The organism is Streptomyces sp. NPDC051738 (genome assembly GCF_044453205.1).
GTDB lineage: Bacteria > Actinomycetota > Actinomycetes > Streptomycetales > Streptomycetaceae > Streptomyces.
In genome coordinates, this window is sequence record NZ_JBITCM010000010.1 from 173,452 (window position 1) to 198,881 (window position 25,430).

Consider the following 25,430-nt stretch of genomic DNA (forward strand, 5'->3'; position numbering starts at 1 on the left):
CCTCGGACCGGCGGCTGGACTTATGCCAAGTGGTGCTGCGTGTTGACGCCGGCCACTGCGGGCGGACACCCCCCGACGCGTCCCCTTGCCGCCGTGGGCGACTGCGGCGCCGCGGGGGTACGCGCTGCGCCATCACTGGATCGCCTTGTCGCCGTACGCGACTGCGGCTCCGTGGGGTACATCCAGGGACCGCCTGTGTGCGTGTGCCGGAAATTGCGTCACGCGCGCGTGCGGAGAAAGTTCCCCACGCGCGCGTGTGTGCGTCAGGCCGGGCGGACCACGCTGTGGATCGAGGACTCTCCGTCGTAGTAGATCGACTCCTCGCGGACGTACGCGCCGGGCTTCGGGGCGTGGATCATCATGCCGTTGCCGATGTAGATGCCCACGTGGGTGACGTCGTCGTAGAAGAAGACCAGGTCGCCGGGCTGGGCGTTGGCGAGGGAGACCGTGGTGCCGGCGTTGACCTGGTCGTAGGTGACGCGGGGGATGTCCACGCCGGCGGCCTTCCATGCGCCCTGGGTGAGGCCGGAGCAGTCGTAGGAGTCGGGGCCGGTGGCGCCCCAGACGTACGGCTTGCCTATCTGGGAGCGGGCGAAGGCCAGGGCCTTCTCGGCCTTGGTGGCGTACGAGGAGTCCGACGCGGAGGAGTCCGAGGAGGATGAGTCGGACGAGGACTCGTTGCTCTCCTGCTGTTGTGCCGCCTCTTGGCGCTGGCGCTCGGCCTCTGCCTCCGCTTGCTGCCGGGCCAGCTCGGCGGCCTTGCGGGCGGCTTCCTCCTGCTTGCGCTTCTCGATCGCGGCGAGGCGCGCCTTCTCCTCCGCCGTCAGCTTGGAGAGGAGTTCGCGTGCGTCGGAGAGCTTCGTCTGGACGGTGGTCTTGGCGGTCTGGAGGTCGTTCTGCGACTCGGTGAGCGTTTCGAGGCTCTGGGTGGCCTCCTCGCGCTTCTTCATCGTCGCGGACTGTTGTGTGAAGTACTCGTCGACCGACTCTTTCTGACGGCCCGTCATGCGGTCCATCAGCTGGGTCTGGTCGAAGTAGTCCTGCGGGGTGTCCGCGAGGAGGAAGGTCGCCGTGTCGGGGGCGGCCGCTCCGGTGCGGTACTGGGCTGCGGCGTTGCGGCCTAGTTCCTCGCGGGCTTCGTTGAGCTTCTGGGTGCGCTCGGCGACGTCGTCGAGGAGGGTGTCGACGCGCTTGCGCTGCTTCGCGGTCTTCTCCTTGGCCGCGTTGTACTTCTCGGTCGCCGACTCCGCCTGGCGGTAGAGGTCGTCGACCTTCTTCTCGACCTCTTCGAGGCTCGGCTTGTCGTCGGTCGAGGGGCTCGCGGTGGCCGTCTGGGACAGCAGGGCCACGGAGGTGAGGGCCGCCGTGGCGAGGGCGGGGGTCCGTATGCCTGCTACGCGCGTACCAGCGGGACGCGACTTGCGGTGCGACGCCAAGGGAGGCGACTCCTTCCATGCTCCGCCTACCGAGTTAGCTGTCGGGTTCGGGCGGGTGGTTCGGAAGGGTTGCCCTACGGCCGTCCCCAGGAGGGAAGTCGGGCCGATTCACCCCAAGTTCGGTGGGTCCCCGGCTCCGGCTGCGCGGCGGCGTTCCGGACTCGGCGGAGGCCGCGCGGCCCGGCGACGTTCGCCGGTGGGGGTCGTGCGGCCTGTCCGGCACGGTAGCCAACTGGTGTGGCCCCTGTGAAGGTTGATGTTCGATATGCCCGATACATTTTCGTGACCTTGGCGCGGTTTGCCGCGAACGGCGGTTGGTTGGGGAGTGTCTGGGGTGGATTGGTCTTGTTTGGGGTGTGCGCGTCGCCTGTCCGTGTTCGAATGCGGACCGTGACGAGGTGGTCGTGGAGGGTGAGGGGCTGGTCGGGTGGGTGGTGGTGGAAGATCATCGAGTTTTGGAGCGGGAGATGTTCTCGGGGCGGCGGCGGGCTGTCAGTGGGGCGCCCTAGACTCGGAGAGCGATGAGCAGCCTCTTTGATGACAGCTTCCTGGCGGACCTCCAGGCCCCACGGGCCCATGAGGAAGAACCCCCGCCGCCGCCCGACGACGATCACGCTCCGGAGCCGGTTCCGGACGATCTGTTCGGCGGGAAGTTCGACGTGCCTCCGGACCGGGACGCGTATTACCGCGACGGCGCCCCGCGCCCGGCCCTCGACGCGGCCGCGCTGCTGGAGGGGCTGAACGAGAACCAGCGGGCGGCCGTCGTCCACTCGGACACTCCGCTGCTCATCGTGGCCGGTGCCGGGTCCGGCAAGACGCGTGTGCTCACCCATCGCATCGCCCACCTGCTGGCCGAGCGGAATGTGCATCCGGGGCAGATCCTCGCGATCACCTTCACCAACAAGGCCGCGGGCGAGATGAAGGAGCGGGTCGAGCAGCTCGTCGGCCCGCGCGCGAACGCGATGTGGGTGATGACCTTCCACAGCGCGTGCGTGCGCATCCTGCGGAGGGAGAGCAAGAAGCTCGGGTTCACGTCGTCGTTCTCGATCTACGACGCCGCCGACAGTAAGCGGCTGATGGCACTCGTGTGCCGTGATCTGGATCTCGATCCCAAGCGGTTCCCGCCCAAGTCCTTCAGCGCCAAGATCAGCAATCTGAAGAACGAGCTGATCGACGAGGAGGACTTCGCCGCCCAGGCCACGGACGGCTTCGAGAAGACCCTCGCTCAGGCGTATGTCCTGTACCAGTCGCGGTTGCGGGAGGCCAACGCCCTCGACTTCGACGACCTGATCATGACGACGGTCAATCTGCTGCGCGCCTTCCCGGACGTCGCCGAGCACTACCGCCGCCGTTTCCGCCATGTGCTGGTGGACGAGTACCAGGACACCAACCACGCGCAGTACGCCCTCGTGCGCGAGCTCGTGGGTACCAGTGAGCACCCCGTCGACGTGCCGCCGAGCGAGTACGACATCCCGCCCGCCGAGCTGTGCGTGGTGGGTGACGCCGACCAGTCGATCTACGCCTTCCGGGGCGCCACCATCCGCAACATCCTCCAGTTCGAGGAGGACTACCCGGATGCGACCACGATTCTGCTGGAGCAGAACTACCGGTCCACCCAGACGATCCTCTCGGCTGCCAACGCGGTCATCGAGCGCAACGAGTCCCGCCGCCCCAAGAACCTGTGGACCAACGCGGGCGCGGGCGCGCGCATCACCGGTTATGTCGCGGACACCGAGCACGACGAGGCGCAGTTCGTCGCCGAGGAGATAGACCGACTGACGGACGCGGGCGACGCGAAGGTCGGCGATGTCGCCGTCTTCTACCGGACGAACGCCCAGTCCCGTGTCTTCGAAGAGATCTTCATCCGCGTCGGCCTGCCCTACAAGGTCGTCGGCGGGGTCCGGTTCTACGAGCGCAAGGAGGTCCGGGACGTCCTGGCCTACCTGCGGGTGCTGGCCAACCCGGAGGACTCGGTGCCGCTGCGCCGGATCCTCAACGTCCCCAAGCGGGGCATCGGCGACCGCGCCGAGGCGATGATCGACGCCCTGTCCCAGCGGGAGAAGATCAGCTTCCCGCAGGCGCTGAAGCGGGTCGACGAGGCGTACGGCATGGCCGCGCGGTCGACCAACGCCGTCAAGCGGTTCAACACGCTGATGGAGGAGCTCCGTACGATCGTCGAGTCCGGAGTGGGACCGGCGACGGTCCTGGAGGCGGTGCTCGAACGCACCGGCTACCTCGCCGAGTTGCAGGCCTCCACCGACCCGCAGGACGAGACCCGTATCGAGAACCTCCAGGAGCTCGCGGCCGTGGCCCTGGAGTTCGAGCAGGAGTCCGGCGAGGGCGAGGCCTCCGGAGGACTCGCCGACTTCCTGGAGCGGGTCGCCCTGGTCGCCGACTCCGACCAGATCCCCGACGAGGACGAGGACGGCTCCGGTGTCATCACCCTGATGACCCTGCACACCGCCAAGGGCCTGGAGTTCCCGGTCGTCTTCCTCACCGGCATGGAGGACGGCGTCTTCCCGCACATGCGCTCCCTCGGCCAGACCAAGGAGCTGGAGGAGGAGCGGCGGCTGGCCTACGTCGGCATCACGCGCGCGCGTGAACGGCTGTATCTGACGCGCTCGTCGATGCGGAGCGCGTGGGGGCAGCCGTCGTACAACCCGCCCTCCCGCTTCCTGGAGGAGATCCCGGCGGCGCACGTGGACTGGAAGCGGACGGGGGCGACCGCGCCCGTGTCCTCCGGTCCCGCGGCCGGTGTGGCGGCCTCGCTGTCGTCGTCGCGCTCGCGGTCGTCGGCGTCGGGCGCGTCCGGGTTCGCGACCCGACGGGGTTCCGAGAAGCCGGTCGTCGCGCTGGCCGTCGGGGACCGGGTCACGCATGACCAGTTCGGGCTCGGCACCGTGATGGCGGTCAAGGGCACGGGCGCGAACGCCGAGGCGACGGTCGACTTCGGGGAGGCCAAGCCGAAGCGGCTGCTGCTGCGGTATGCGCCGGTGGAGAAGCTGTAGCGCTTGCACATGTGCGCCCCCGCTGAAGAGCGGGGGCGCACAAGGAAGTTGCTTGCCCGGCTTACGTCGGGTCGAGGCCGTGGCTGCGCAGCCAGGCGAGCGGGTCTATCGCGTCGCCGCCGCCCGGCCGGACCTCGAAGTGCAGGTGCGGGCCGGTGGAGTTGCCGGAGTTGCCCGAGTACGCGATGGGGTCGCCGGCCTTGACCGTCGTGCCCGAGGCGACGCGGTAGCTGGAGAGGTGGCAGTACCACGTCTCTGTGCCGTCCTTCGCGGTCACGATCATCATGTTGCCGTAGGCGCTGTTCCACTGCGTGCGGACGGTGCCGTCGGTCGCGGCCATCACCGTCGTGCCGTACGACACGGGGAAGTCGATGCCGGTGTGCACGGACATCCAGTTGATGCCGGACTGGCCGAAGTAGGCGCTGAGGCCGTGGTTGGCGACCGGGATCGCGAACTTCGGGCGCAGCCGCTCCTTGCGGGCCGCTTCCTCCGCCGCCTTCTTCTTCTCGGCCGCCTGCTGGGCCTTGAGGTCGATGCGCTCCTGCGTGCGGCTGGCCCGGTCGGCGAAGTCGTCGGCGCCGGCGGAGAGGCTCTCGAGCTGGGAGTCCAGCTTGTTGTTCGCGGTGGACGGCTTGACGGAGGTCGTCGCGTCGGACGCGGTCGTCGTCGTGTCCTTGTCGTCGGTCAGGCTGCCGACCGAGGCGGCGGCGATGCCCGCGACACCCATCACACACGCCGAGGGCACGGCGACCGTCAGCAGCGCCGAGCGCTTGGGGGGCGTACGGCGGCGGGAGCGGGCTCCGCTGCGGGAGGCGGCCCGCGGGGAGGGGGCCGGGGCGGCCTCCTCCTGGTCGTCGAGGAGCGGGGCCGCGTCGGGGAGTTCGCCGGGGGCGGTCAGCTCGGCGTCGTGCCGGCCGGGGCTGTCGTAGCCGGTCGGGTCGGTGTACGTCGAGGGGTCGTCGTACGCCGTGGGGGCGCCGTGCTCGATCTGCTCGAAGTGCGCGGTCGCCTGGTGGTCGAAGGATTCTGCTGACTGCTCGTACCCGTCGGCCGCCTGCGTGGTCCCGCCGTCGGAGTTCCACTGCGTGGCGTCGTAGGTGCCGGTCTCGAAGGTCTGCGTGCCCCATTCCCACTGCTGGGTATGGTCGGCCGGGGCGCCGGACTGGTCCGGCTGGAGCCAAGCGCTCGCGTCCCAGTGCCCGGAGGTGTCGTGACCGGTGGCCTGCTGCGGGACGAAGGGGAGCTGCTGGTGGCCGGTCGTCCAGGCGGTGGTGTCGTACGCGCCGGAGTCGTAGGCGGCGTGGTGCTGTGCCGCGTACGCGTCGTAGTTCAGGGTGTGTTGGCTGCCCGTGGACCACTGCGTGTTGTCGTACGCGCCTGTGTTCTCACCGGGGAGGCTGCCGAACAGCGGGTCCGCGTCGAAGGTCGCGGTGGTGTGGCCGGTGGCGTCAAATCCGGTGGCGTCGTACGAGCCGTACGTGGTGGAGTCACCGTAGGGGGCTTCCTGGGCGCCGTACGACGCGTAGTGCGCCGAGGCGGCATCGGAAGCCGAAGCCGGGGAGGTCATGGTCCCCGACGGGTGACGATCGTTCACCAACTTCTCTCTCGCCTCGACAACAGGGGCTGCCAGAGCAGTGCGGCGACTGTACCCGGCGGTATGCGGGCACGACAATCTTCGGCAGGTTTCGTGGCCGCAGGAAACGGGCATTCGGCCGTGTTTTGGCGGACTGCGGGCGCGAGTTTGGCCTTGTGTTCGAGGATTGTTCGATGTCGCTCGGCTGTCCCGAGGCTGTGCGGAGCGTTTGAAGGACGACGGTTATGCCACGGTCAGGCCGCCGGAGCGGGTGGCGGTTTCGGCTCCTGTCCCCGCCGAGTCGAGGGCCTGCCGTATTCCGGTCGCCACGGCGGGGTGCACCGGCAGGGCGAGGTGGCCGATGCCGCTCACGCGGACGTTCTGCGCCGTCAGGTCCGGGTGGTCGATGCAGGCCGTCTCCAGCGGGACCATCAGGTGGTCGAGGTCGCTCCAGAAGCTCACGAAGTGCGTACGGCAGCCGGGTGCCGGACGGGCGAGTTCCTCGAGGACCGGTGAACCGGGGCGCATCTGACGCACGATGGGGTGCGCGTTCGCCAGCGGGGCGACGCTGGTGCCGGAGTGCGGTGTGCCCAGCGTGACGAGCGTACGGACCCTGAGGTCGCCGCCGAGGCACTGCACGTAGTAACGCGCTATGAGCCCGCCGAGGCTGTGCCCGACGATGTCGACCTGCCGGCTGCCGGTGCGCTCGCAGATCTCCTCTATGTGCCGGCCGAGCAGCTCCGCGGCGGTGCGGATGTCGCAGGTCAGCGGGGAGTAGTTGAGCGATTCGACCTGGTGCCTGCCGTGCTGGGCGAGGTTGCGGCGCAGCAGGACGAAGACCGAGCGGTTGTCTATGAAGCCGTGCAGCAGGACGACCGGGGGGTTCGTCTCCGTCGGCAGGTGGGTGGTCCCCCGGGAGTCAGGGGAGTCCGGTGCGGGGAGCGCGGGGGTGGTCCGGCGCTCCTGGGTGATGCCGGAGGGATAGAGCAGTAGGTGTCCGGCGAGGATCGCGAGCTCCAGGGCGGTCGCCTTCAGCAGGGCCAGGGAGAGGCCGGCGAGTCTGCTCGGGAGCAGGCGCCGACAGAGCGGAAGAAGGGGGAGTGCTGCCCCGGTGACCTTCATGGCCGACCTCCTTGCGGCACGCGGGAGGACGGCTCCGGCCCCCGTGTGCCCTCGTGGGAAGTCGCGGCGGAGGTGGCCGGCGGGGCGAGCGGAGGACGCATGGGGCAAGCGAGGCGCGTGACGTGAGTCGGTCCGGTCGGTCCTGGTGCACCGGTGACCCGACGAGGCTCCCTGCCGGTGTGGCGACGAGGCTCCCCGCTGTCGTGCCTTACCTGCCCTACGTGCCCTTCGTACCACCGTCGATGCGCCGCACCGCCACGTCGCGCGGCCCTGCGGCGCGGTGGTGCGGCTACCTCGTTGCGGCTCCCGTTGCGCGTGGTCCCGCTGCGACGTGTGCCGCAATCCACTGCGGCCCGTGTGCCGCAGTGATGTGGAACGGTGCGCGGCGAACGTGTCCCATCGTGTGATTTCCCCCTCGGTCTATGCCGCGAAACTGCCGGTTGCGGGATGCTGGAGATAACGTTCGTTCACTTCCCCGGGCGGTGTGGCCCGGGCGTCCGTGCCGTGGTGGCGCGTCCGGTGCGGTGAGCGGCGGAAATGTGCGATACGCGCACCATGTATGACATGTGTGCTGTGTACGGCATAACTCATATGTGAGTGGTAGTCGTCGGTACGGATGGATGTAGTCGCTTCATGGAGGCAGTGATGGGTGTGGCAGCCGGTCCGATCCGCGTGGTGGTGGCCAAGCCGGGGCTCGACGGCCACGATCGGGGAGCCAAGGTGATCGCGCGGGCGCTGCGCGACGCCGGCATGGAGGTCATCTACACCGGCCTCCACCAGACACCCGAGCAGATCGTCGGCACCGCGATCCAGGAGGACGCCGACGCGATCGGCCTCTCCATCCTCTCCGGCGCCCACAACACGCTCTTCGCCGCGGTGATCGACCTCCTCAAGGAGCGCGACGCGGAGGACATCCTCGTCTTCGGGGGCGGGATCATCCCCGAGGCGGACATTCCCCCGCTGAAGGAGAAGGGCGTCGCGGAGATCTTCACGCCCGGGGCGACGACGCAGTCGATCGTGGACTGGGTCCGTACGAACGTGCGTCAGCCGGCGGGGGCGTAGGTCGTTGTGCGGTGCGGGGGAGCTGGGCTGGTGGTGTCCAGCTCCTCGATCATGGCTGCCCGCAATCGCAGCGTCGTGACCAGTCGCTGGAACGCCTCCGCCCAGTACCCTCCGGCCCCCGGCGACGCGTCCTCCGGCTCGTCCGGTACTGCCAGCAGGCCGTCGAGGCGGCTTGCCTCGGACGGGTCGAGGCAGCGCTCGGCCAGGCCCATCACTCCACTGAAACTCCATGGATAACTCCCCGCGTCCCGAGCGATGTTGAGCGCGTCGACCACCGCCCGCCCGAGCGGCGGAGCCCACGGCACCGCGCACACCCCGAGCAGCTGAAACGCCTCGGACAGACCGTGCGTCGCGATGAACCCGGCGACCCACTCGGCCCGTTCGGCGGCGCCCAAGGTGGCGAGCAGCTTCGCCCGCTCGGCCAGGGACACCGCACCCGGGCCGCCAGCCTCCGCAGCCGAGGGCGACCCGAGGAGTGCCCGCGCCCACTCGGCGTCCCGCTGCCGCACCGCCGCCCGGCACCACGCCGCGTGCAGCTCGCACTGCCAGTCGTCCGCCACCGGCAGTGCCACGATCTCTCCGGGCGGGCGTCCCCCGAGCCGCCCCGGCCATGTGCTGAGCGGGGCCGCCTCCACCAACTGGCCGAACCACCAGGACCGTTCACCCCGCCCCGCCGGTGCCTTGGATACGACCCCGTCGCGCTCCATGCCCGCATCGCACAGGTGCGGTGCCTCGACACCGATCGTCGGCGTCGTCCGCGTGTGGTCCAGCGCCACGCACGCCCCGGCACGTGCCGCCATGCGTGCGGCGAGCGCCGAACCCGGCAGCGCGGAGAGCAACTCCGCCGCCGTCGCCCGGACATTGCGGCTCCGGTCGGCCAGCGCCTGTTCCAGGAACGGCTCGTCCCGCGCGCCCAGCCCGGCCCGTAGCGAGTCGAGGAACATCAGCCGGTCCTCGGCCCGTTCCGTCGCCCATGTCGTGGTCAGCAGCTCGCGCGCGGCGACGGGCTCGTGCGCCCGAATCGCGGAGAGCAGGGCGACCCGTTCGGCGAACAACCCCTCCTGCCACAGCTGTTGGACCGCAGCCGTGTCATCGAGGTGCGGGAGCGACGCGCCGCCGCCGGGTGTCGCGCGCAGGGCGAAGCGCCAGTCCGGGTTCAGCCGGGCGAGCCACACCGCCCGCGGGCCGGCGAAGGCCAGCGCCGACGGCCGCAGATCCGTACGTCCCCGCGCCGCGTCCAGCAGGGCGGGCAGGGACTGCGGGGGCGGCGCGTAACCATGGTCGTTCGCCGTCGCCAGCCACTGGGGCAGCAGCTCCATGAGGTCCGGTGCCGTGCCTCTCCGGCCGCCGCCGGCCACGCCGGGGCGGTCGGCCAGCAGCATCGCGAGCCTGCGGGCCGCCGCCGAGGGCAGGGCTGGGCGCGGGTCCTCGGGGGCCGATTGCGGGCGCTGCGCCGCTCGCGTCGGGCGCAGCCCGGCCCTCCGTCGTACGGTCTCCATGGCCGCCGCGTCCAGCAGCGCCACCGGCGCCTCGCGGCCCGGCTCGCAGCCCGGGGGCGTGCGGCGGTCCGTCCCGAGCAGTGCCGCGGTGACGAGTTCCTCCCAGGCGCCCGGCGCGGGCGAATGCACGGGAGGCGGTTCCACAGGAGGCGAGTCCACAGGAACGGAGGGGCTGTTCATGGGGTTCCTTCCTTTCTGTCTTCGTGCTGGGTGCCTTGCAGCGGGTCCTTCGCACGGGCGTTGCGAGGAGCCCCGCTCAGCACAGCTGCACCGGCTCGCCCGCGTCCTCCGGCCAGGCCGTCAGCGGAGTGAAGCCGCGGTGGCCGCACTCGCCGAACACCGTGACCGGGGCGCCACCCGACAGCGCGACGAGGCGCCACAGGCCCGGGCGGGCACGGGCGGCCGGGGTGAGCGGCAGGGCCGAGTCTCCGGCGGCGTCCGCCAGCTGCCACGAGCCGCCGTCCGGGGTCGGCACGACCCGGTCCAGGGTCACCGGGACGGAGTCCAGCCACGGGTCGTCGCGCAGCGCCTCGCCGTAGCGGGCGGTCGCCTCGGTCGTGGTCACACCCGGTGGCCGTATCGCCGCAGGTGCGGGTGGTGCGAACTGCTCGCCCAGGGCCGCCCGCAGTTGCCCGGCGCCCGGATACGCCGACACCTCCGCCTCCAGGGTCAGCCCCACCGGCAGCGCCAGCTCCGGGGCGCGGCCGGCGGCGCCGTAGGAGAGGAGCAGCGCCGTACGGCCCGAGTCGGCGCCGTACAGCCATATCCGGCGGGTCGTCAGCTTCACGTCCGCCGTGTCGTACTGGGCGAGGACCAGCCAGCGGTCCCGGACCGGTGGGCCGTCAGCCGACGCGGGCAGGCCGATGCGGGAGCGGACCGTGTCGGCCAGACCGCCGGGCAGCCGCTCGCGGCCCAGCCAGCCCTGGTCGAGGAGGTGAAGGAGGGCGCACTCCTCCAGCAGGCGCACCGGCCAGCCGGGGCCGGACGCCGGGATCGCCCCCAGTTCCCGCACCCGCGCGGCCAGTCCGGGGGCCTGGGCGTCCACCATGCGGGCCGCCGTCTCCTCCCACAGGCCGTACCCCGCCTGTTCCGCGCCGGCCAGGCCGCCGCGCAGCAGGTCCGCCAGGCGCTGCTCCAGCTCCGTCGCCCCCGCGGTGACCCGCACGGCCCGGCGCTCCGCCCTGCGCCGCGCCGCGTCCGGGTCACCGGAACCGGACGTGCCCGCTGTCCCCTTTTCCTCCGTGCGCTGCCTTCTCCCCTTTATCCACTGCTCCGCCCAGTCCGGCGGCGGCTCGGACGGCACCGCGCCGTCGCCTTCCGCCCAGAGCAGCAGCAGCCCGAGCGCGTGTTTGCACGGGAACTTCCGGCTCGGGCAACTGCACTTGTACGCGGGCCCGGATGCGTCCGCGATGTCGATGACCGTCTGATACGGCTTGCTGCCGCTGCCCTTGCACAGTCCCCACACCGTCCCCTCGTCGGAACTCCCCGCCTCGGACCACGGTCCGGCCGCGCCGAGTTTGCTTCCCGCTTTGCGTGATGCCGCGTCAGGTGCCAGTGCCAGCACCTGGTCCGCGGTCCAGCGCACCCCCTGCTGAGTCATGTCATCGAAGGTAGGTCCCACCACTGACAATCGGTCGGGGCGAAGGCCACGCCGACGGTCTCGTGAGCACGTTTTCGCAGGTCGGAACGCGTTGTCAGTGGCGTGGTGCACGGTGGACACCAGATCCGAAACCGGCTGAACCAGCCGAGCTTGAGGGGGACTTCGCCATGCCTGTGTCCGTAAGCCCGACATCCGTCGAAGCGGGGGAGACGGAACCGACCGAGGCGTTGCGTCCGCATGCCGAGGACGCCTTCGCCCATGAACTCGCCGAGCTGGCCGCGCAGGACGACCGTCCGCGTCCGGCCCGCTGGAAACTGTCGCCGTGGGCCGTGGCCACGTATCTGCTCGGCGGCACGCTGTCGGACGGCACGGTGATCACACCGAAGTACGTCGGCCCGCGCCGCATCGTCGAGGTCGCCGTCACCACGCTCGCCACCGACCGCGCCCTGCTCCTGCTGGGCGTGCCCGGCACCGCGAAGACGTGGGTCTCCGAGCACCTGGCCGCGGCGGTCAGCGGCGACTCGACTCTGCTCGTGCAGGGCACGGCGGGCACGCCGGAGGAAGCGATCCGGTACGGCTGGAACTACGCGCAGCTGCTCGCGCACGGGCCGAGCCGGGACGCCCTCGTGCCCAGCCCGGTCATGCGGGCCATGGCGGAGGGGATGACGGCCCGCGTCGAGGAGCTGACCCGTATTCCGGCCGACGTGCAGGACACGCTGATCACGATCCTGTCGGAGAAGACGCTGCCGATACCGGAGTTGGGGCAGGAGGTGCAGGCGGTCCGCGGCTTCAACCTCATCGCCACGGCCAACGACCGGGACCGTGGGGTCAACGACCTCTCCAGCGCCCTGCGCCGCCGCTTCAACACGGTCGTGCTGCCGCTGCCGGAGAGCGTCGAGATCGAGGTGGACATCGTCTCCCGCCGGGTCGATCAGATGGGCCGCTCCCTCGACCTGCCGGCCGCGCCCGACGGCATCGACGAGATCCGCCGCGTCGTCACGGTCTTCCGCGAGCTGCGCGACGGGGTGACGTCCGACGGCCGCACGAAGCTGAAGTCGCCGAGCGGCACGCTGTCGACGGCCGAAGCGATCTCCGTCGTCACCAACGGCCTTGCCCTCGCCGCCCACTTCGGCGACGGGGTGCTGCGGCCCGGCGACATCGCCGCGGGCATCCTCGGCGCCGTCGTCCGCGACCCGGCGGCCGACCGGGTCATCTGGCAGGAGTACCTGGAGGCGGTCGTGCGCGAGCGGGACGGCTGGACGGACTTCTACCGGGCGTGCCGGGAGGTGAGCGCGTGAACGGCGAGAGCGATGACCTGGGGTGGGGGCGGCCGAGTGGGGGATCGAAGGCGGGTGGGGCTGTGGCGGGCGGGGTGGTCATGGGGTAAGGCGGGGGACGAGGCCAGGGCCGGGGCCGGGTCCGGGGTGGTCGTGAGGTTGGGCGACGAGGGCGGGCGGCAGGGGCCCGGTGGGGGCCCTTGAGGGATGGGTGAGGTCGGTGGTTGGCGGTCGGCGGGGGATGGGTGAGGCCGGTGGTCAGTGGTCGGCGGGGGATGGGTGAGGCCGGTGGTCAGTGGTCGGCGGGGGATGGGTGAGGCCGGTGGTCAGTGGTCGGCCGGGGATGGACGAGCCCGGCGGTGGGCGGCCCGCCGGGGATGGGTGAGTCCTGGCGGTGAGACGACCGTGACGGACGGATGAGGTCGGGACGGTGAGTGGTGGCGATGCCCTGCTGGTCATGGGCGAGATCAGGAGGGCGTGGCCGATGACGCCGTCGGGTGCATGCGGAGGATGCGGAGGGGCGGGGGAGTGGGCTGTGAGGGGTGACGGGATGCGTCGACTGCGGGGCGAGGGTGACGGAGTGATCGGCTGCGTCGTCGGACAGTTGGGATTGGGATCGAGGGGGACGGAGTGACGGGCATCTACAGGGCTGGGAGCGAGGGCCTGGAGGAGGGTGCCCACCGGGCGAGTGACGTGCCGGCGGGATGCTCGGACGCCTTGGGCGCACCTGCTCCGGCATCGAAGCCGCCGGGGCCGCTGCTCCTGGGTGTACGGCACCACGGGCCCGGGTCGGCGCGGGCCGTGCGGGCGGCGTTGGAGGCGGCCCGGCCGCGGGTCGTGCTGATCGAGGGACCGCCCGAGGCGGATGCCCTGATCCCGCTCGCAGCCGACGAGGCCATGCGGCCGCCGGTCGCCCTCCTCGCCCACGCCGTGGACGAGCCCGGGCGCTCGGCCTTCTGGCCGCTGGCCGAGTTCTCCCCGGAGTGGGTGGCGATCCGCTGGGCCCTGGAACACGGGGTCCCGGCCCGCTTCATCGACCTGCCGGCCACGCACACCCTGGCGTGGGGCAAGGACGGGGAGCCGGTGCCTGCCGCCGACAAGCAGGGCGGTGAGCCTGGCGGAGCGAATGTGGGAGGGCGGGCCGGAGAGCCTGCCGGAGTCCAGGCAAGTGAGTCTTCCGACGAGCGGGTCGGTGAGCCTGCCGCAGAGGGTGCCGGTGAGCCTGCTGGAAGGAGTGCGGGAGACCGGGCTGGTGAGCCTGCCGAAGAGCGGGTCGGCGAACCTGCCGCAGAGGGTGCCGGTGAGCCTGGCGGAGCGAGCGTGGGAGAGCGGGTCGGGGAACCTGCTGCTGAGCGCGCCGGTGAGCGCGCCGGAAGGAGTGCGGGAGAGCGGGCCGGGGAGCACGTCGACGAGCGGGTTGGTGGGCCCGGCGGAGGACGGGACGGGGAGACCGGTGGGGAGCAGGTTGGTGAGGCTGCCGGAGGGCAGGCAGGGGAGTCGCTCGGGGAGCCTGTCGGGGAGCGGGGCGAAGGGGATGGCTCCGGTGCCGATGTCCGGGTCGACCCACTCGCCGTGCTTGCCGATGCCGCTGGTTACGACGATCCCGAGCGGTGGTGGGAGGACGTCGTAGAGCACCGGGGCCCGGGGGAGGGGGACGCGTTCGCGCCGTTTCTGGGGCTTGAGGAGGCCATGGGGGCGTTGCGGGAGGCGTACGGGAGCGGTGGGCATGAGCGGGATCTCGTGCGGGAGGCGTATATGCGGCTCCAAGTGCGGGCCGCTCAGCGGGAGTTCGCGGACGACGTGGCCGTCGTGTGCGGGGCGTGGCATGTGCCCGCGCTGCGGCAGAAGAGCACCGTGGCAGCGGACAAGGCGTTGCTGAAGGGGCTGCCCAAGGTCAAGGCGGACATGACCTGGGTGCCGTGGACGTATCGCCGGTTGGCCCGGGTCAGCGGGTACGGGGCGGGGATCGACTCGCCGGGGTGGTACGGGCATCTCTTCGGCGCGCCGGACCGGCCGGTCGAGCGGTGGATGACCAAGGTGGCCGGGCTGCTGCGGGCCGAGGACCGGATCGTGTCCTCGGCGCATGTCATCGAGGCGGTACGGCTGGCCGAGACGCTGGCGGTGATGCGTGGGCGCCCGTTGCCGGGCCTGAGCGAGACGACCGACGCGGTGCGCGCGGTGATGTGCGACGGCTCGGACGTGCCGTTGGCGCTGGTGCTTGACCGGCTGGTCGTGGGGGACGTGCTGGGGGAGGTGCCGTCGTCGGCGCCGGCGGTGCCGTTGCAGCGGGACCTCGACCGGATCCAGCGTCGGCTGCGGCTCAAACCGGAGGCGCTGGAGCGGGAGTTGGAGCTCGACCTGCGCAAGGAGAACGATGCCGAGCGCAGCAGGCTGCTGCACCGGCTGCGGCTGCTGGGCGTGGAGTGGGGGGAGCCGGTCGCGTCGCGGGGCAGTACGGGGACGTTCCGGGAGACGTGGCGGCTGCGGTGGGAGCCCGAGCTGTCCGTGCGGGTCGCGGAGGCCGGGGTGTGGGGGACCACCGTGTTCGCCGCGGCGACCGCCAAGGCGGAGACGGATGCCGTTGCCGCGCAGGGCCTCGCCGATGTCACCGCACTCGCCGAGCGCTGCCTGCTGGCCGAGCTGCCGGACGCGTTGCCCGTGGTGATGCGGATCCTCGCGGACCGGGCCGCCCTGGACGCCGACGTCGGCCATCTCGCCCAGGCCCTGCCCGCGCTGGTGCGCTCCCTGCGGTACGGCGATGTTCGGGGCACCGACATCGGCGCGTTGGCGGAGGTCGCCGCGGGTCTCGCCGAGCGCGTCTTCGTCGGCCTGCCCCCGGCCTGCGCCGCCCTGGACGCGGACGCGGCCGAGGAGATGCGGCGCCATGTGGACGCGGTGCATGGAGCGGTGGGGTTGCTGGGCGACGCGGTGGGTTCGAGAGGGGGCCGCCCTCGGGCTTCGGCATCCGGATCGGTTGGGGGCGACAGGGGCGCACCGGGCTCGGCATCCGGATCGGTTGGGGGCGACAGGGGCGCACCGGGCTCGGCATCCGGATCGGTTGGGGGTGACGAAGACACGCTGGCCTCGGCACCCGGATCGGTCGGGGCTGACGACGGCACACCGCGCTCGGCATCCGGATCGGGCGGGGGCGGTGCCGCGGGGCGCGAGGGCTCCGTGCCGGGCAACCCATCGCGCGCCCTCGGCCACGGGGACCTGCGCAACCGTTGGCATGGGGTGCTGCGGGTGCTGTCCCTGCGGGACACCGTGCCCGGCGTCATCCGGGGGCGGGGTGTGCGGTTGCTGCTGGACGACGGGGAGTTGGTGCAGGAGGAGGCGGCGCGGCTGATGGGGCTCGCGTTGTCGCCGGGGACGCCGCCGGCGGACGCGGCCTCGTGGATCGAGGGGTTCGTCGGCGGGGGAGCCGGCGGCGGGATGCTGCTCGTGCACGACGAGCGGCTGCTCGGGTTGGTCGACGCGTGGCTGACGGGGGTCCCGGCGGACGCGTTCACGGACGTGCTGCCGCTGCTGAGGCGCACCTTCTCGGCGTATGAGCCGGGGGTGCGGCGGACCCTGGGTGAGCTGGTCCGGCGTGGGCCCGGGGAGCGGGGGCGTGCGGGAGTCGGTGGTCCCGGCATACCCGGCTTCGCCGCCGAACTCGACGTCGAGCGGGCGGATGCCGTGGTGCCGGTGGTGCGGTTGCTGCTGGGGCTGGGGCTGGGGCTGGGGCTGGGGCTGGGGCTGGAGCGGGCGGCAGAGGACGTCGGGGACCGCCTTGGCGGCAACAACTCAGGTGAGAACAACCTTGTGGGGGCGACGGGATGACGAATGGCGGAGTGTTGGAGCCGAGGGCGCGGGGCGTGGCGATGGGCGCCGTCAGGCAACCGCATGGGGCGTGGGCGTCGTCGCTGGGTCGGCCTGCGACGACGACCGTGCCGGTGATCCCGTTGTGGGAACGGTGGGAACGGCCTTGTGAGGGAGCGCGCCGATGACGAGTTCGACGAGCGAGGCGATGGATCCGGCGCGGGAGCGACTGCGACGGTGGCGGATGGTGCTGGGCGGGGACGACGCCGACGGCACCGGGTGCGCGCTCTCCGGGCGGGACGCCGCGATGGACGGGGCGCTGGGGGCGCTCTACGGCAGGGGGGACAAGGCGCAGTCGGGGAAGGACCGTTCGGCGGGGCTCGGGGCGTCGGCGCCCTCGGTGGCGCGCTGGCTCGGGGACATCCGGACGTACTTCCCGTCGTCCGTCGTCCAGGTCATGCAGCGGGACGCCATCGACCGGCTCGGGCTCTCCACGTTGCTGCTGGAGCCCGAGATGCTGGAGGCGGTGGAGGCGGACGTGCACCTCGTGGGCACGCTGCTCTCGCTGAACAGGGCGATGCCGGAGACCACGAAGGAGACGGCGCGGGCCGTTGTGCGCAAGGTCGTCGAGGACCTGGAGAAGCGGCTCGCCACCCGCACCCGGGCCACGCTCACCGGCGCCCTGGATCGCAGCGCCCGTATCAGCCGGCCACGCCACCACGACATCGACTGGAACCGCACGATCGCGGCCAACCTCAAGCACTACCTCCCGGAGTACGGGACCGTCGTGCCGGAGCGGCTCATCGGTTACGGGCGGGCGTCGCAGTCCGTGAAGAAGGAGGTCATCCTCTGCATCGACCAGTCGGGGTCGATGGCGGCGTCGGTGGTGTACGCGTCGGTGTTCGGGGCCGTGTTGGCGTCGATGCGGTCCATCAGTACTCGGCTCGTCGTCTTCGACACCTCCGTCGTCGACCTCACCGACCAGCTCGACGATCCGGTCGACGTCCTCTTCGGTACGCAGCTCGGTGGCGGCACGGACATCAACCGGGCGCTCGCGTACTGCCAGTCGCAGATCACCCGGCCCGCGGAGACGGTGGTCGTGCTGATCAGCGACCTGTACGAGGGAGGCATACGGAACGAGATGCTCAAGCGGGTCGCCGCGATGAAGGCGTCGGGCGTGCAGTTCGTGGCGTTGCTGGCGCTCTCGGACGAGGGGGCGCCCGCGTACGACCGGGAACACGCGGCCTCTCTCGCGGCGCTGGGCGCACCGGCCTTCGCGTGCACGCCAGACCTGTTTCCTGAGGTGATGGCGGCGGCCATCGAGAAGCGACCGATTCCGGTGCCGGACGCAGCATGAGGAGAGGAGCGAGGAGCGGAACGAGGAGAGGAACACGGAGGGCAATGGCGAGGATTTGCCGGTGATTTACCGGCGATTTGTCGACCTGGTGACGACCGACTTGGGCCAGTAAAACGGACATGTGTGCCCATCGGTAGCGGGGGGCTTGCGCGACCTCGGGAGGGGCGTGCGAGGATCGAAGCGCCTCTTCAGGCGGTGCGCCGCGCCCCGCTTGCCCGCACCGTGTCGCGCTGACGCGACGCTCGTCACGTGTACTCCGTTCCGCCGCACGGGAGGACCCACCTCGTCTTGACCTGGCCAGCCGCTCTGCCTGTCACCGCTCTGCGCGTCCTGCGCATGGCGGCCGGGTGGCGTGCGCTGCAGGTGGCATTGCTGGTGGGCGGTCTGTTCGCGCTCGGGTTCCTCTGCGGGGAGCGGGCGTATGCGGCGGACGGGGTGTCGGTGGGCACGGGCACCCCGACGTCCTCGGTTTCGGCGCCCTCCGCGGTTTCGGCGGGGAGTGCGGTCGAGCGGTTGGTGGGCGAGCCGGCCAGGAAGGGTGCGCATGCCCCGGCCAAGTCCCGTCCGCAGGCCCCGGCCAACCCGGCCAACCCGGCAACTCCCCAGCCTGCAGCCCCCATCGCGCGGGCCCCGCACCCCACCGACAACACCCACGACACCGACGGCGCCAGCGGCACCGACATCAAGGACCGCACCGACCGCCACCCCCTCCACCCCGTGACCGACCACCCGATCCAGGGCGTCGCCGATCGCGTCGTCCAGCCGGTGGGGGACGTCGTCGACTCGGTGACCGAGGGGTTGGCCGAGGTGCCGCCGCTGGCCTCGTTGCCTTCGTTGCCGGTGCTGCCGGAGTCGCCGAGTTGGCCGGGCCTGCCGGGGTTCGAAGTGCCCAGCATGCCCAGTTTCCCTGGCTTCCCCGGCGTCCCAGGCCTGCCGACCCTCCCCGCTGTTCCCGGCCAGATCCTGCCCGCGCCCGTCACCACGACGCCGCAGCCGGGATCGGAAGCGCCCAGCTCGGATGACGGACGCGACGACGCGGGCCGTGCCGGCACCGCCGCACCTGTCCCCGTCACCTACGGTCCGTGGTTCGTCGCCGATGCCGCAGTGCCCAACGCCTCGGTACGCGGCGACGCGCACCGCATCGCGCCCTCCGGATTCGCGCCCGTCCAGCAGGCGCCTGCCGAACACCCCGGTGGTGTCGGCGGCAGCCGTTCGGCGGGCGACAACAACACGCCCCGGCACGGGGACGCGCACGCCGTCTCGCTGAGCCAGCGGGCGCCGTTGCGGCTGGTGCCCGGCGCCGCCGCCCGTGCCGACGTGGACGAGATCCAGGACAGGCACGGGGACATACCGGTTTCCCCCGCGTAGGCCAGGTAGGCCAGTAGGCCGCCCCTCCCCGCCGTAGACCTGCCGTGCGGGGGCGGAAACAGGTCTGCCCGACCGTCCGGACCCCAGTTCCCGGATGTCCACCTGACATCCCGGCATCCCCCGGACGAAAGCCACCGGAGCCGTACCCGGTCCCGCCGGTCCCCAACTCCCCGGACCGCGACCCGAACCGGCGCCGGAATGTCCCCAAAACCGTCCGAAGCCCCGGAGTTCAGAGTTCGGAGTTCTTTCCGATCTCCGTTACCCGAGGGCCTTCGGAGCCCCAAGATCTAGGGATCCGACGCAAGCATGAACAAGAACATCCGCCGTTCGATCGTCATAGCCGCCGGCGTCACCGGTGCCTGGGCGCTGGGCTCGACCGTCGCCAGCGCGGACGAGCTGCCCGCCTCCACACTCTCCGTACCGGACACGACCACCGACGCGACCGACGCAGCCGACGTGACCGGCGCTGCCGACAGCGCCGACGTCCCCGGCCTGCTCGGCGGGGTCACCGACACCGTCAACGGCGTCGTCTCCAGCGTGACGGACACCGTCTCCGGCGTCACCGACGGCGCCGGCAGCACGGTCTCCGACGCGGCCGACACGGCTACGGACGCCGCTAGGACGACGCCCGCGAGCGCCGCCGATCAGGCCCGCCGTTACGTCGACGCCAAGGTCACGGTCCCGTCCGCCGCCACCCCCACCAAGGCAAAGGCCGCCGCCCAGGCCATCAAGGGCGCCAAGGCCGCCCGCGCGGACCAGGCGGCGCACGCCACAGCCCACGCCGAGGCCTCCGTCTCCGCAGGTGTCGCCGGCCTCGGCAACGCCGACGCCCCGCAGCTCCCCGACTCGCCCAACATCCCCGGCACTCCCGGCACCATCGACTACCTCTTCGGCCCCCTCGCCGCCTTCGCCCCCGAGCTGGAGCAGGCGCTCGCCGCCACGCAGACGAAGCTCCAGGGCACCCAGGCGGCGGCCCGTGCGCAGGCGCAGGGTGTCGAGGGCGTCGTACGGACGAAGGCGCAGTACGCCGTCGCGGGCGCGGGCCGCACCGGAGCGGGTGCGCAGGACGTCGCCCAGGCCGCCGTCACCCACGCCAAGGGCCAGGTCACGGGCACGGCAGCGGACGCGACGGGCACCGCCACCGGCAGGGCCACCGCCGTCAAGGCGGCCGCCGAGGCCTCCGTCTCCGCCGTCCCGGGCCATGTCACCGGCACGGTCGGCGGCGTCGAGCACCGGGTCGTCGGCACGGTCAGTGCCGTCCCCGGCACGGTCACCCCGGTCGTCGAGCAGACCGCCGACGCGGTCGTCCCGCCGGTCGCGGGCCAGGCCGTGAACGGCGTGCTGCCCGTAGCCGGGCGCGCCGTCGGCGGAGTCGTCCCGGCCGCCCACCACGCCGTCGACGGCGTCGTCCCCGCCGCCACCCACACCATGGGCGGAGTGACCCCGGTCGCCACCAGCGCGGTGGACAGCGTCCAGTCCGTGGCCGGCGGTGCGGTGACCGGGGTGCGGCCGGTCGTCGGCCAGGCCGTGGACGGCGTCGTGCCGATCGCCCACGGCGCGGTGGCCGGGGTCGCCCGGACCGCCGGGCACACGGTCGACGCCGCGACCGCGCTGGCGTACGGCGTGGTCGCCGAGGTCCAGCCGGTCGCCGGCCAGGCCGTGAACGGCGTGCAGCCGGTCGTCGCCGGTGCCGTCCAGGGGGTCCAGCCGGTCGTCGGCGGGGTCGTCCAGGGCGTGCCGCCGGTGGCCCACGGCGCGGTCGGTGACGTACAGCACCTCGCGTACGGCACCGTCTCCGACGTCCGGCCCATCGCCTCCGGCGCCGTCTCCGACGTCCAGCCGGTCGTGCAGGGCGTCGCCCACGACGTACCCCCGTACGCCACCGGTCTGGTCGGCCAGGTCACCACGGACGGCACGGGCACGGTCCTGCCGCCCGTCGCCGACACCGCCGTGCACGGCGTCGTGCCGGTCGCCGGGCAGGCCGTCGGGGACGCGGGTGCGCTGGCGTACGGCGTGGTCGGCGACGTCCAGCCGTTCGCGGGCGGTGTCGTCGGCGAGGTCGACCCCTTCGTGTACGGGGTGGCCGGACAGGCCGTCCCCTTCGCCGAGGGCGTCACCGGGGAGGTGCAGCCGTTCGCGTACGGCGTCACCGGCGCCGTGCAGCCCGTCGTGGACCAGGTCGTGGACACCGTCAGTCCGGTCGTGGGGGGCGTCGGCGGCAGTGCCACGACTCTGGCGTACGGCGTCGTCGGCGATGTGCAGCCCTTCGCGGGCGGGGTGGTCGGACAGGTCGACCCCTTCGCCCACGGGGTCGCGGGCCAGGTCGCACCCTTCGCCGGGGACCTGACCGGCACCGCCCTGGACTCGGCCGGCCCGCTGGCCGGCAACGCCGTCGGCGGCGTGCAGGGTGTCGCCGACTCGATCACGCCGGGCTACGTGCAGGACCTCCACGACGGCGGCGTGTACCGCATCTGACGCACCGCCCCCAGATGTCGTACGACGCCCGGCGGGGCCATGTACGACGCATCCGCCGCCACGGCGAGTGCGACCACCCAGGTGGCACATGGCCGTGGCGACCAACCGACTCCGCGGGGCAGACGGCCCCGGACGGCCGAAATCCGTCGGCTGTTCCCTCCGGAACCCCGCGGAAGGGCCGGGTGACCCCCATTTGGGGTGGGGATCTCCGGCCCAGAGCCCACAGGGGCGGCCCATTCGTGCCCCTTCGGGCTGTTCAAGGGACCTCACCGGGTCAACCCCAACCCGGTGAGGTCCTGCCCCGGGCATGTTCCCGTTTCCTCACAGTCGGCACGCCGTGCCAGTGATCCGCGCTGATCGCGGCATCATGTGACAGGTATCACCGCTCAGGTGTGACCCTCGATTTAGGGGCCCTCCGCAACCAGCGATAACCTGCGAGACGGACATGCCGCGCGCTCGGACACCGTGTGCGCCTCCCTTGTGACAGCGGACGTCACGTTGCCCTTCGCGGCACGCCCACGCATCCAACGAACCGCGAGATCACTGATAGGGACGGAAGCGCGTGGACCTGTTCGAGTACCAGGCGAGGGACCTCTTCGCCAAGCACGATGTACCGGTGCTGGCCGGTGAAGTCATCGACACGCCTGAGGCGGCCCGCGCAGCCACCGAGCGCCTCGGTGGCAAGTCTGTCGTCAAGGCCCAGGTGAAGGTCGGCGGCCGTGGCAAGGCCGGTGGCGTGAAGCTCGCCGCCACCCCGGACGAGGCCGTCGCCCGCGCGACGGACATCCTCGGCATGGACATCAAGGGCCACACGGTCCACAAGGTGATGATCGCCGAGACGGCCCCGGAGATCCTGGAGGAGTACTACGTCTCCTTCCTCCTCGACCGTGCCAACCGCACCTTCCTCTCCATCGCCTCGGTCGAGGGCGGCATGGAGATCGAGGAGGTGGCGGAGACCCGCCCCGAGGCCGTCGCCAAGACGCCCATCGACGCCAACGTGGGCGTGACCCCCGAGGTCGCCCGCCAGATCGTCGAGGCCGCGAACTTCCCGGCCGAGGTCGCCGACAAGGTCGAGAACGTCCTTGTCACCCTGTGGAAGACCTTCATCGAGGAGGACGCTCTCCTCGTCGAGGTCAACCCGCTGGCCAAGGTCGCCTCCGGTGACGTCATCGCCCTGGACGGCAAGGTCTCCCTGGACGAGAACGCCGAGTTCCGTCAGCCCGAGCACGAGGCCCTCCAGGACAAGGACGCGGCCAACCCGCTCGAGGCCGCCGCCAAGGAGAAGAACCTCAACTACGTCAAGCTCGACGGCGAGGTCGGCATCATCGGCAACGGCGCGGGTCTCGTCATGAGCACCCTGGACGTCGTCGCGTACGCCGGTGAGAACCACGGTGGCGTCAAGCCCGCCAACTTCCTCGACATCGGCGGTGGCGCTTCCGCCTCCGTCATGGCGAACGGCCTGGAGATCATCCTCGGCGACCCGGACGTCAAGTCCGTGTTCGTCAACGTCTTCGGCGGCATCACCGCGTGCGACGAGGTCGCCAACGGCATCGTCCAGGCGCTGAAGCTCCTGGAGGACCGCGGCGAGGACGTCACCAAGCCGCTCGTCGTCCGGCTGGACGGCAACAACGCCGAGCTGGGTCGTCAGATCCTCTCCGACGCCAACCACCCGCTGGTCCAGCGCGTGGACACCATGGACGGCGCGGCCGACAAGGCCGCCGAGCTCGCGGCTGCGAAGTAAGGAAGAGGGACTCAGACAGCCATGGCTATCTTCCTCAACAAGGACTCCAAGGTCATCGTCCAGGGCATGACCGGTGCCACGGGCATGAAGCACACCAAGCTCATGCTGGCCGACGGCACGAACATCGTCGGTGGCGTGAACCCCCGCAAGGCGGGCACGTCGGTCGACATCGACGGCAACGAGATCCCGGTCTTCGGCACCGTGGCCGAGGCCATGGAGAAGACGGGCGCGAACGTGTCCGTCCTCTTCGTGCCGCCGGCGTTCGCCAAGGCCGCCGTCGTCGAGGCCATCGACGCCGAGATCCCGCTCGCGGTCGTCATCACCGAGGGCATCGCCGTCCACGACTCGGCCGCGTTCTACGCGTACGCCGTGTCGCAGGGCAACAAGACCCGGATCATCGGCCCGAACTGCCCCGGTCTCATCACCCCGGGCCAGTCGAACGCCGGCATCATCCCGGGCGACATCACCAAGCCGGGCCGCATCGGTCTGGTCTCGAAGTCCGGCACGCTGACGTACCAGATGATGTACGAGCTGCGTGACATCGGCTTCTCCTCGGCCGTGGGCATCGGCGGTGACCCGGTCATCGGCACCACCCACATCGACGCCCTGGCCGCCTTCGAGGCCGACCCCGACACCGACCTGATCGTCATGATCGGTGAGATCGGCGGCGACGCCGAGGAGCGGGCCGCGGCGTACATCCAGGAGAACGTGACCAAGCCGGTCGTCGGCTACGTCGCGGGCTTCACCGCGCCCGAGGGCAAGACCATGGGTCACGCGGGCGCCATCGTCTCCGGTTCGTCGGGCACGGCCCAGGCGAAGAAGGAGGCCCTGGAGGCCGCGGGCGTGAAGGTCGGCAAGACGCCGACCGAGACCGCCAAGCTGGCCCGGGAGATCCTGGGCGGCTGAACGCCGTAGCTACGGCACTTGGCTGAACGCCGGTGGGCCCGTTCCCTGCGTGGGGGCGGGCCCACCGGCGTTTCCGCTCGCCGTGAAGGCCGCCGTGCGGGCTGGCAGGGCGAGCGCAAGGGTCACTGCGGCTGCGGCGCCAGTCGCTGCGGGCCGTGCTGCATCTCCGCGCGCAGTTTGGCCCGCAGCTTCAGCTCCGCCGCCGACAACGGCCCCGGTGCCACCCTCGGGGGAACCCCGCGCACCGTCGCCCCCGGCGGTACCGGTGGCTCGTAGTGGGTCGGGGCCGTTCGTACGGTCAGGGCCGTCGTGCCGATGAGGGTCACCGTGAACGCGATCGCGGCTCGGGTCCAGAAGCGGGCCCGGCGTTCGCTGCCGCTGCGGACCATGGGGGGCTTGGCGGCGCGGAGGCGTTCCGCGGAGGCCACTTCGATCAGGCGGCGGTGGAGTTCGGCGGGGTCGGACAGGGCCGGGAGGCGGTCGGCGATCGTGGCGCGGGCGTGCAGGAGGCGCCGCGCGGCCGCCGGAGTGCTGGCCTCCGACTCGGCCGCCGTTTCGGGCAGGTCGAGGCCCACACCGTCGTACAGGAGCAGTGTGCGGCGCTGTGGCGGCGGGAGTGTGAGGAGTACGTCGAGCAGGGCGCGGTCGCACGCGTCGGCGGGCGGGGGTTCGGGGTGCCGGTAGCGGGGGCGGAACCGGTGCCAGGGGGAGAGGGCGAAGTCGTACGCCGTCGCCCGCACCCAGCCCGCCGGGTCCCGGTCGCGGGCCACCTCCGGCCAACGTTCCCAGGCGAGTTGGAAGGACCGCTCCACCGATTCCCGCGCGAGTTCGCGGCGCCCGGTGAGCAGGTAGGTCTGCCGTGCGAGGGCGGGGGCGCAGAAGGCGTAGAGCGCGTCGAAGGCCTGGGCGGGGGTGAGGGGGCGTTCGGGCGGCGGATGGTGATGCTCCGTCACCTCGGGCTCGCCCGGCCATTCCTGAGCCACCGTCTCTTCCACGAGAGTGTCGAGCAGTTGTGCGTACGCCTCTCTTCTCTGGCCACGCGGTGACGTACGGCCGTTCTCCCACGCGCGTACCGTCTCGCGGGTGACGCCCACCAGATCCGCGACCTGAGCCTGCGTCAATGAAGCGGCCTCGCGCAGGCGTCGGCGTTCGTTGGGCGGGGGCAGTGGGGCTGCGGGTCGCTGGGTCACGGGGCACCCTTTCGT

15 protein-coding genes and 1 riboswitch are annotated in these 25,430 nt (G+C 71.7%); of the genes, 9 read left to right on the forward strand and 6 right to left on the reverse strand.

What is annotated here, in order from left to right; all coding sequences use genetic code 11:
* Positions 1-263: 263 nt before the first annotated feature.
* Complete coding sequence (locus tag ACIA8X_RS24275; RefSeq protein ID WP_393453493.1) at positions 264-1,436, reverse strand: NlpC/P60 family protein; 1,173 nt, start codon at positions 1,434-1,436, stop codon at positions 264-266.
* Positions 1,437-1,444: 8 nt separating this feature from the next.
* Positions 1,445-1,613, reverse strand: a riboswitch (cyclic di-AMP (ydaO/yuaA leader).
* Positions 1,614-1,957: 344 nt separating this feature from the next.
* Here ACIA8X_RS24275 and pcrA point away from each other — a divergent pair.
* Positions 1,958-4,444, forward strand: a complete 2,487-nt coding sequence (gene pcrA / locus ACIA8X_RS24280) for a DNA helicase PcrA (RefSeq protein ID WP_399459079.1) — start codon at positions 1,958-1,960, stop codon at positions 4,442-4,444.
* 61 nt (positions 4,445-4,505) lie between these two features.
* Here pcrA and ACIA8X_RS24285 read toward each other — a convergent pair whose 3' ends face one another.
* The gene (locus ACIA8X_RS24285) at positions 4,506-6,011 is read right to left on the reverse strand and encodes a M23 family metallopeptidase (protein WP_393453912.1); all 1,506 of its coding nucleotides are present in this window, start codon (positions 6,009-6,011) and stop codon (positions 4,506-4,508) included.
* A gap of 249 nt (positions 6,012-6,260) precedes the next feature.
* Entirely contained in the window at positions 6,261-7,139 is an 879-nt protein-coding gene (locus ACIA8X_RS24290) for a lipase family alpha/beta hydrolase (protein ID WP_399459080.1), read from the reverse strand.
* A 645-nt stretch (positions 7,140-7,784) separates the two neighbouring features.
* Between ACIA8X_RS24290 and ACIA8X_RS24295 the strand changes: the two genes are divergently transcribed.
* A complete protein-coding gene (locus ACIA8X_RS24295; RefSeq protein ID WP_376334600.1) occupies positions 7,785-8,201 on the forward strand; it encodes a cobalamin B12-binding domain-containing protein in 417 nt (138 codons plus the stop codon).
* Here ACIA8X_RS24295 and ACIA8X_RS24300 read toward each other — a convergent pair.
* Both ACIA8X_RS24300 and ACIA8X_RS24305 read right to left on the reverse strand, forming a co-directional pair.
* Complete coding sequence (locus ACIA8X_RS24300; protein ID WP_399459081.1) at positions 8,183-9,880, reverse strand: DUF5691 domain-containing protein; 1,698 nt, start codon at positions 9,878-9,880, stop codon at positions 8,183-8,185. The genes ACIA8X_RS24295 and ACIA8X_RS24300 overlap by 19 nt on opposite strands.
* A 76-nt stretch (positions 9,881-9,956) precedes the next feature.
* A complete protein-coding gene (locus tag ACIA8X_RS24305; RefSeq protein ID WP_393453504.1) occupies positions 9,957-11,300 on the reverse strand; it encodes an SWIM zinc finger domain-containing protein in 1,344 nt (447 codons plus the stop codon).
* A gap of 167 nt (positions 11,301-11,467) precedes the next feature.
* Here ACIA8X_RS24305 and ACIA8X_RS24310 point away from each other — a divergent pair, with 167 nt between their 5' ends.
* The 7 genes from ACIA8X_RS24310 (at position 11,468) to sucD (ending at position 24,225) form a co-directional block, all read left to right on the forward strand.
* Positions 11,468-12,598, forward strand: coding sequence for an AAA family ATPase (locus ACIA8X_RS24310; RefSeq protein WP_393453507.1), 1,131 nt, complete (start codon positions 11,468-11,470; stop codon positions 12,596-12,598).
* Between the two features lie 735 nt (positions 12,599-13,333).
* On the forward strand, positions 13,334-16,399 hold the full coding sequence (locus ACIA8X_RS24315; protein WP_399459148.1) for a DUF5682 family protein: 3,066 nt from the start codon (positions 13,334-13,336) through the stop codon (positions 16,397-16,399).
* 163 nt (positions 16,400-16,562) lie between these two features.
* Positions 16,563-17,735, forward strand: a complete 1,173-nt coding sequence (locus ACIA8X_RS24320; RefSeq protein WP_393453510.1) for a vWA domain-containing protein — start codon at positions 16,563-16,565, stop codon at positions 17,733-17,735.
* A 288-nt stretch (positions 17,736-18,023) separates the two neighbouring features.
* On the forward strand, positions 18,024-19,103 hold the full coding sequence (locus ACIA8X_RS24325; RefSeq protein WP_399459082.1) for a hypothetical protein: 1,080 nt from the start codon (positions 18,024-18,026) through the stop codon (positions 19,101-19,103).
* A gap of 306 nt (positions 19,104-19,409) precedes the next feature.
* A complete protein-coding gene (locus ACIA8X_RS24330) occupies positions 19,410-21,578 on the forward strand; it encodes a hypothetical protein (protein WP_399459083.1) in 2,169 nt (722 codons plus the stop codon).
* Between the two features lie 562 nt (positions 21,579-22,140).
* On the forward strand, positions 22,141-23,319 hold the full coding sequence (gene sucC, locus ACIA8X_RS24335; protein WP_393453519.1) for an ADP-forming succinate--CoA ligase subunit beta: 1,179 nt from the start codon (positions 22,141-22,143) through the stop codon (positions 23,317-23,319).
* A 21-nt stretch (positions 23,320-23,340) separates the two neighbouring features.
* Positions 23,341-24,225, forward strand: a complete 885-nt coding sequence (gene sucD / locus ACIA8X_RS24340) for a succinate--CoA ligase subunit alpha (RefSeq protein WP_093905172.1) — start codon at positions 23,341-23,343, stop codon at positions 24,223-24,225.
* Positions 24,226-24,347: 122 nt separating this feature from the next.
* On the opposite strand, the gene ACIA8X_RS24345 is transcribed toward sucD, so the two are convergent.
* Complete coding sequence (locus tag ACIA8X_RS24345; protein WP_399459084.1) at positions 24,348-25,415, reverse strand: helix-turn-helix domain-containing protein; 1,068 nt, start codon at positions 25,413-25,415, stop codon at positions 24,348-24,350.
* Positions 25,416-25,430: the final 15 nt, after the last annotated feature.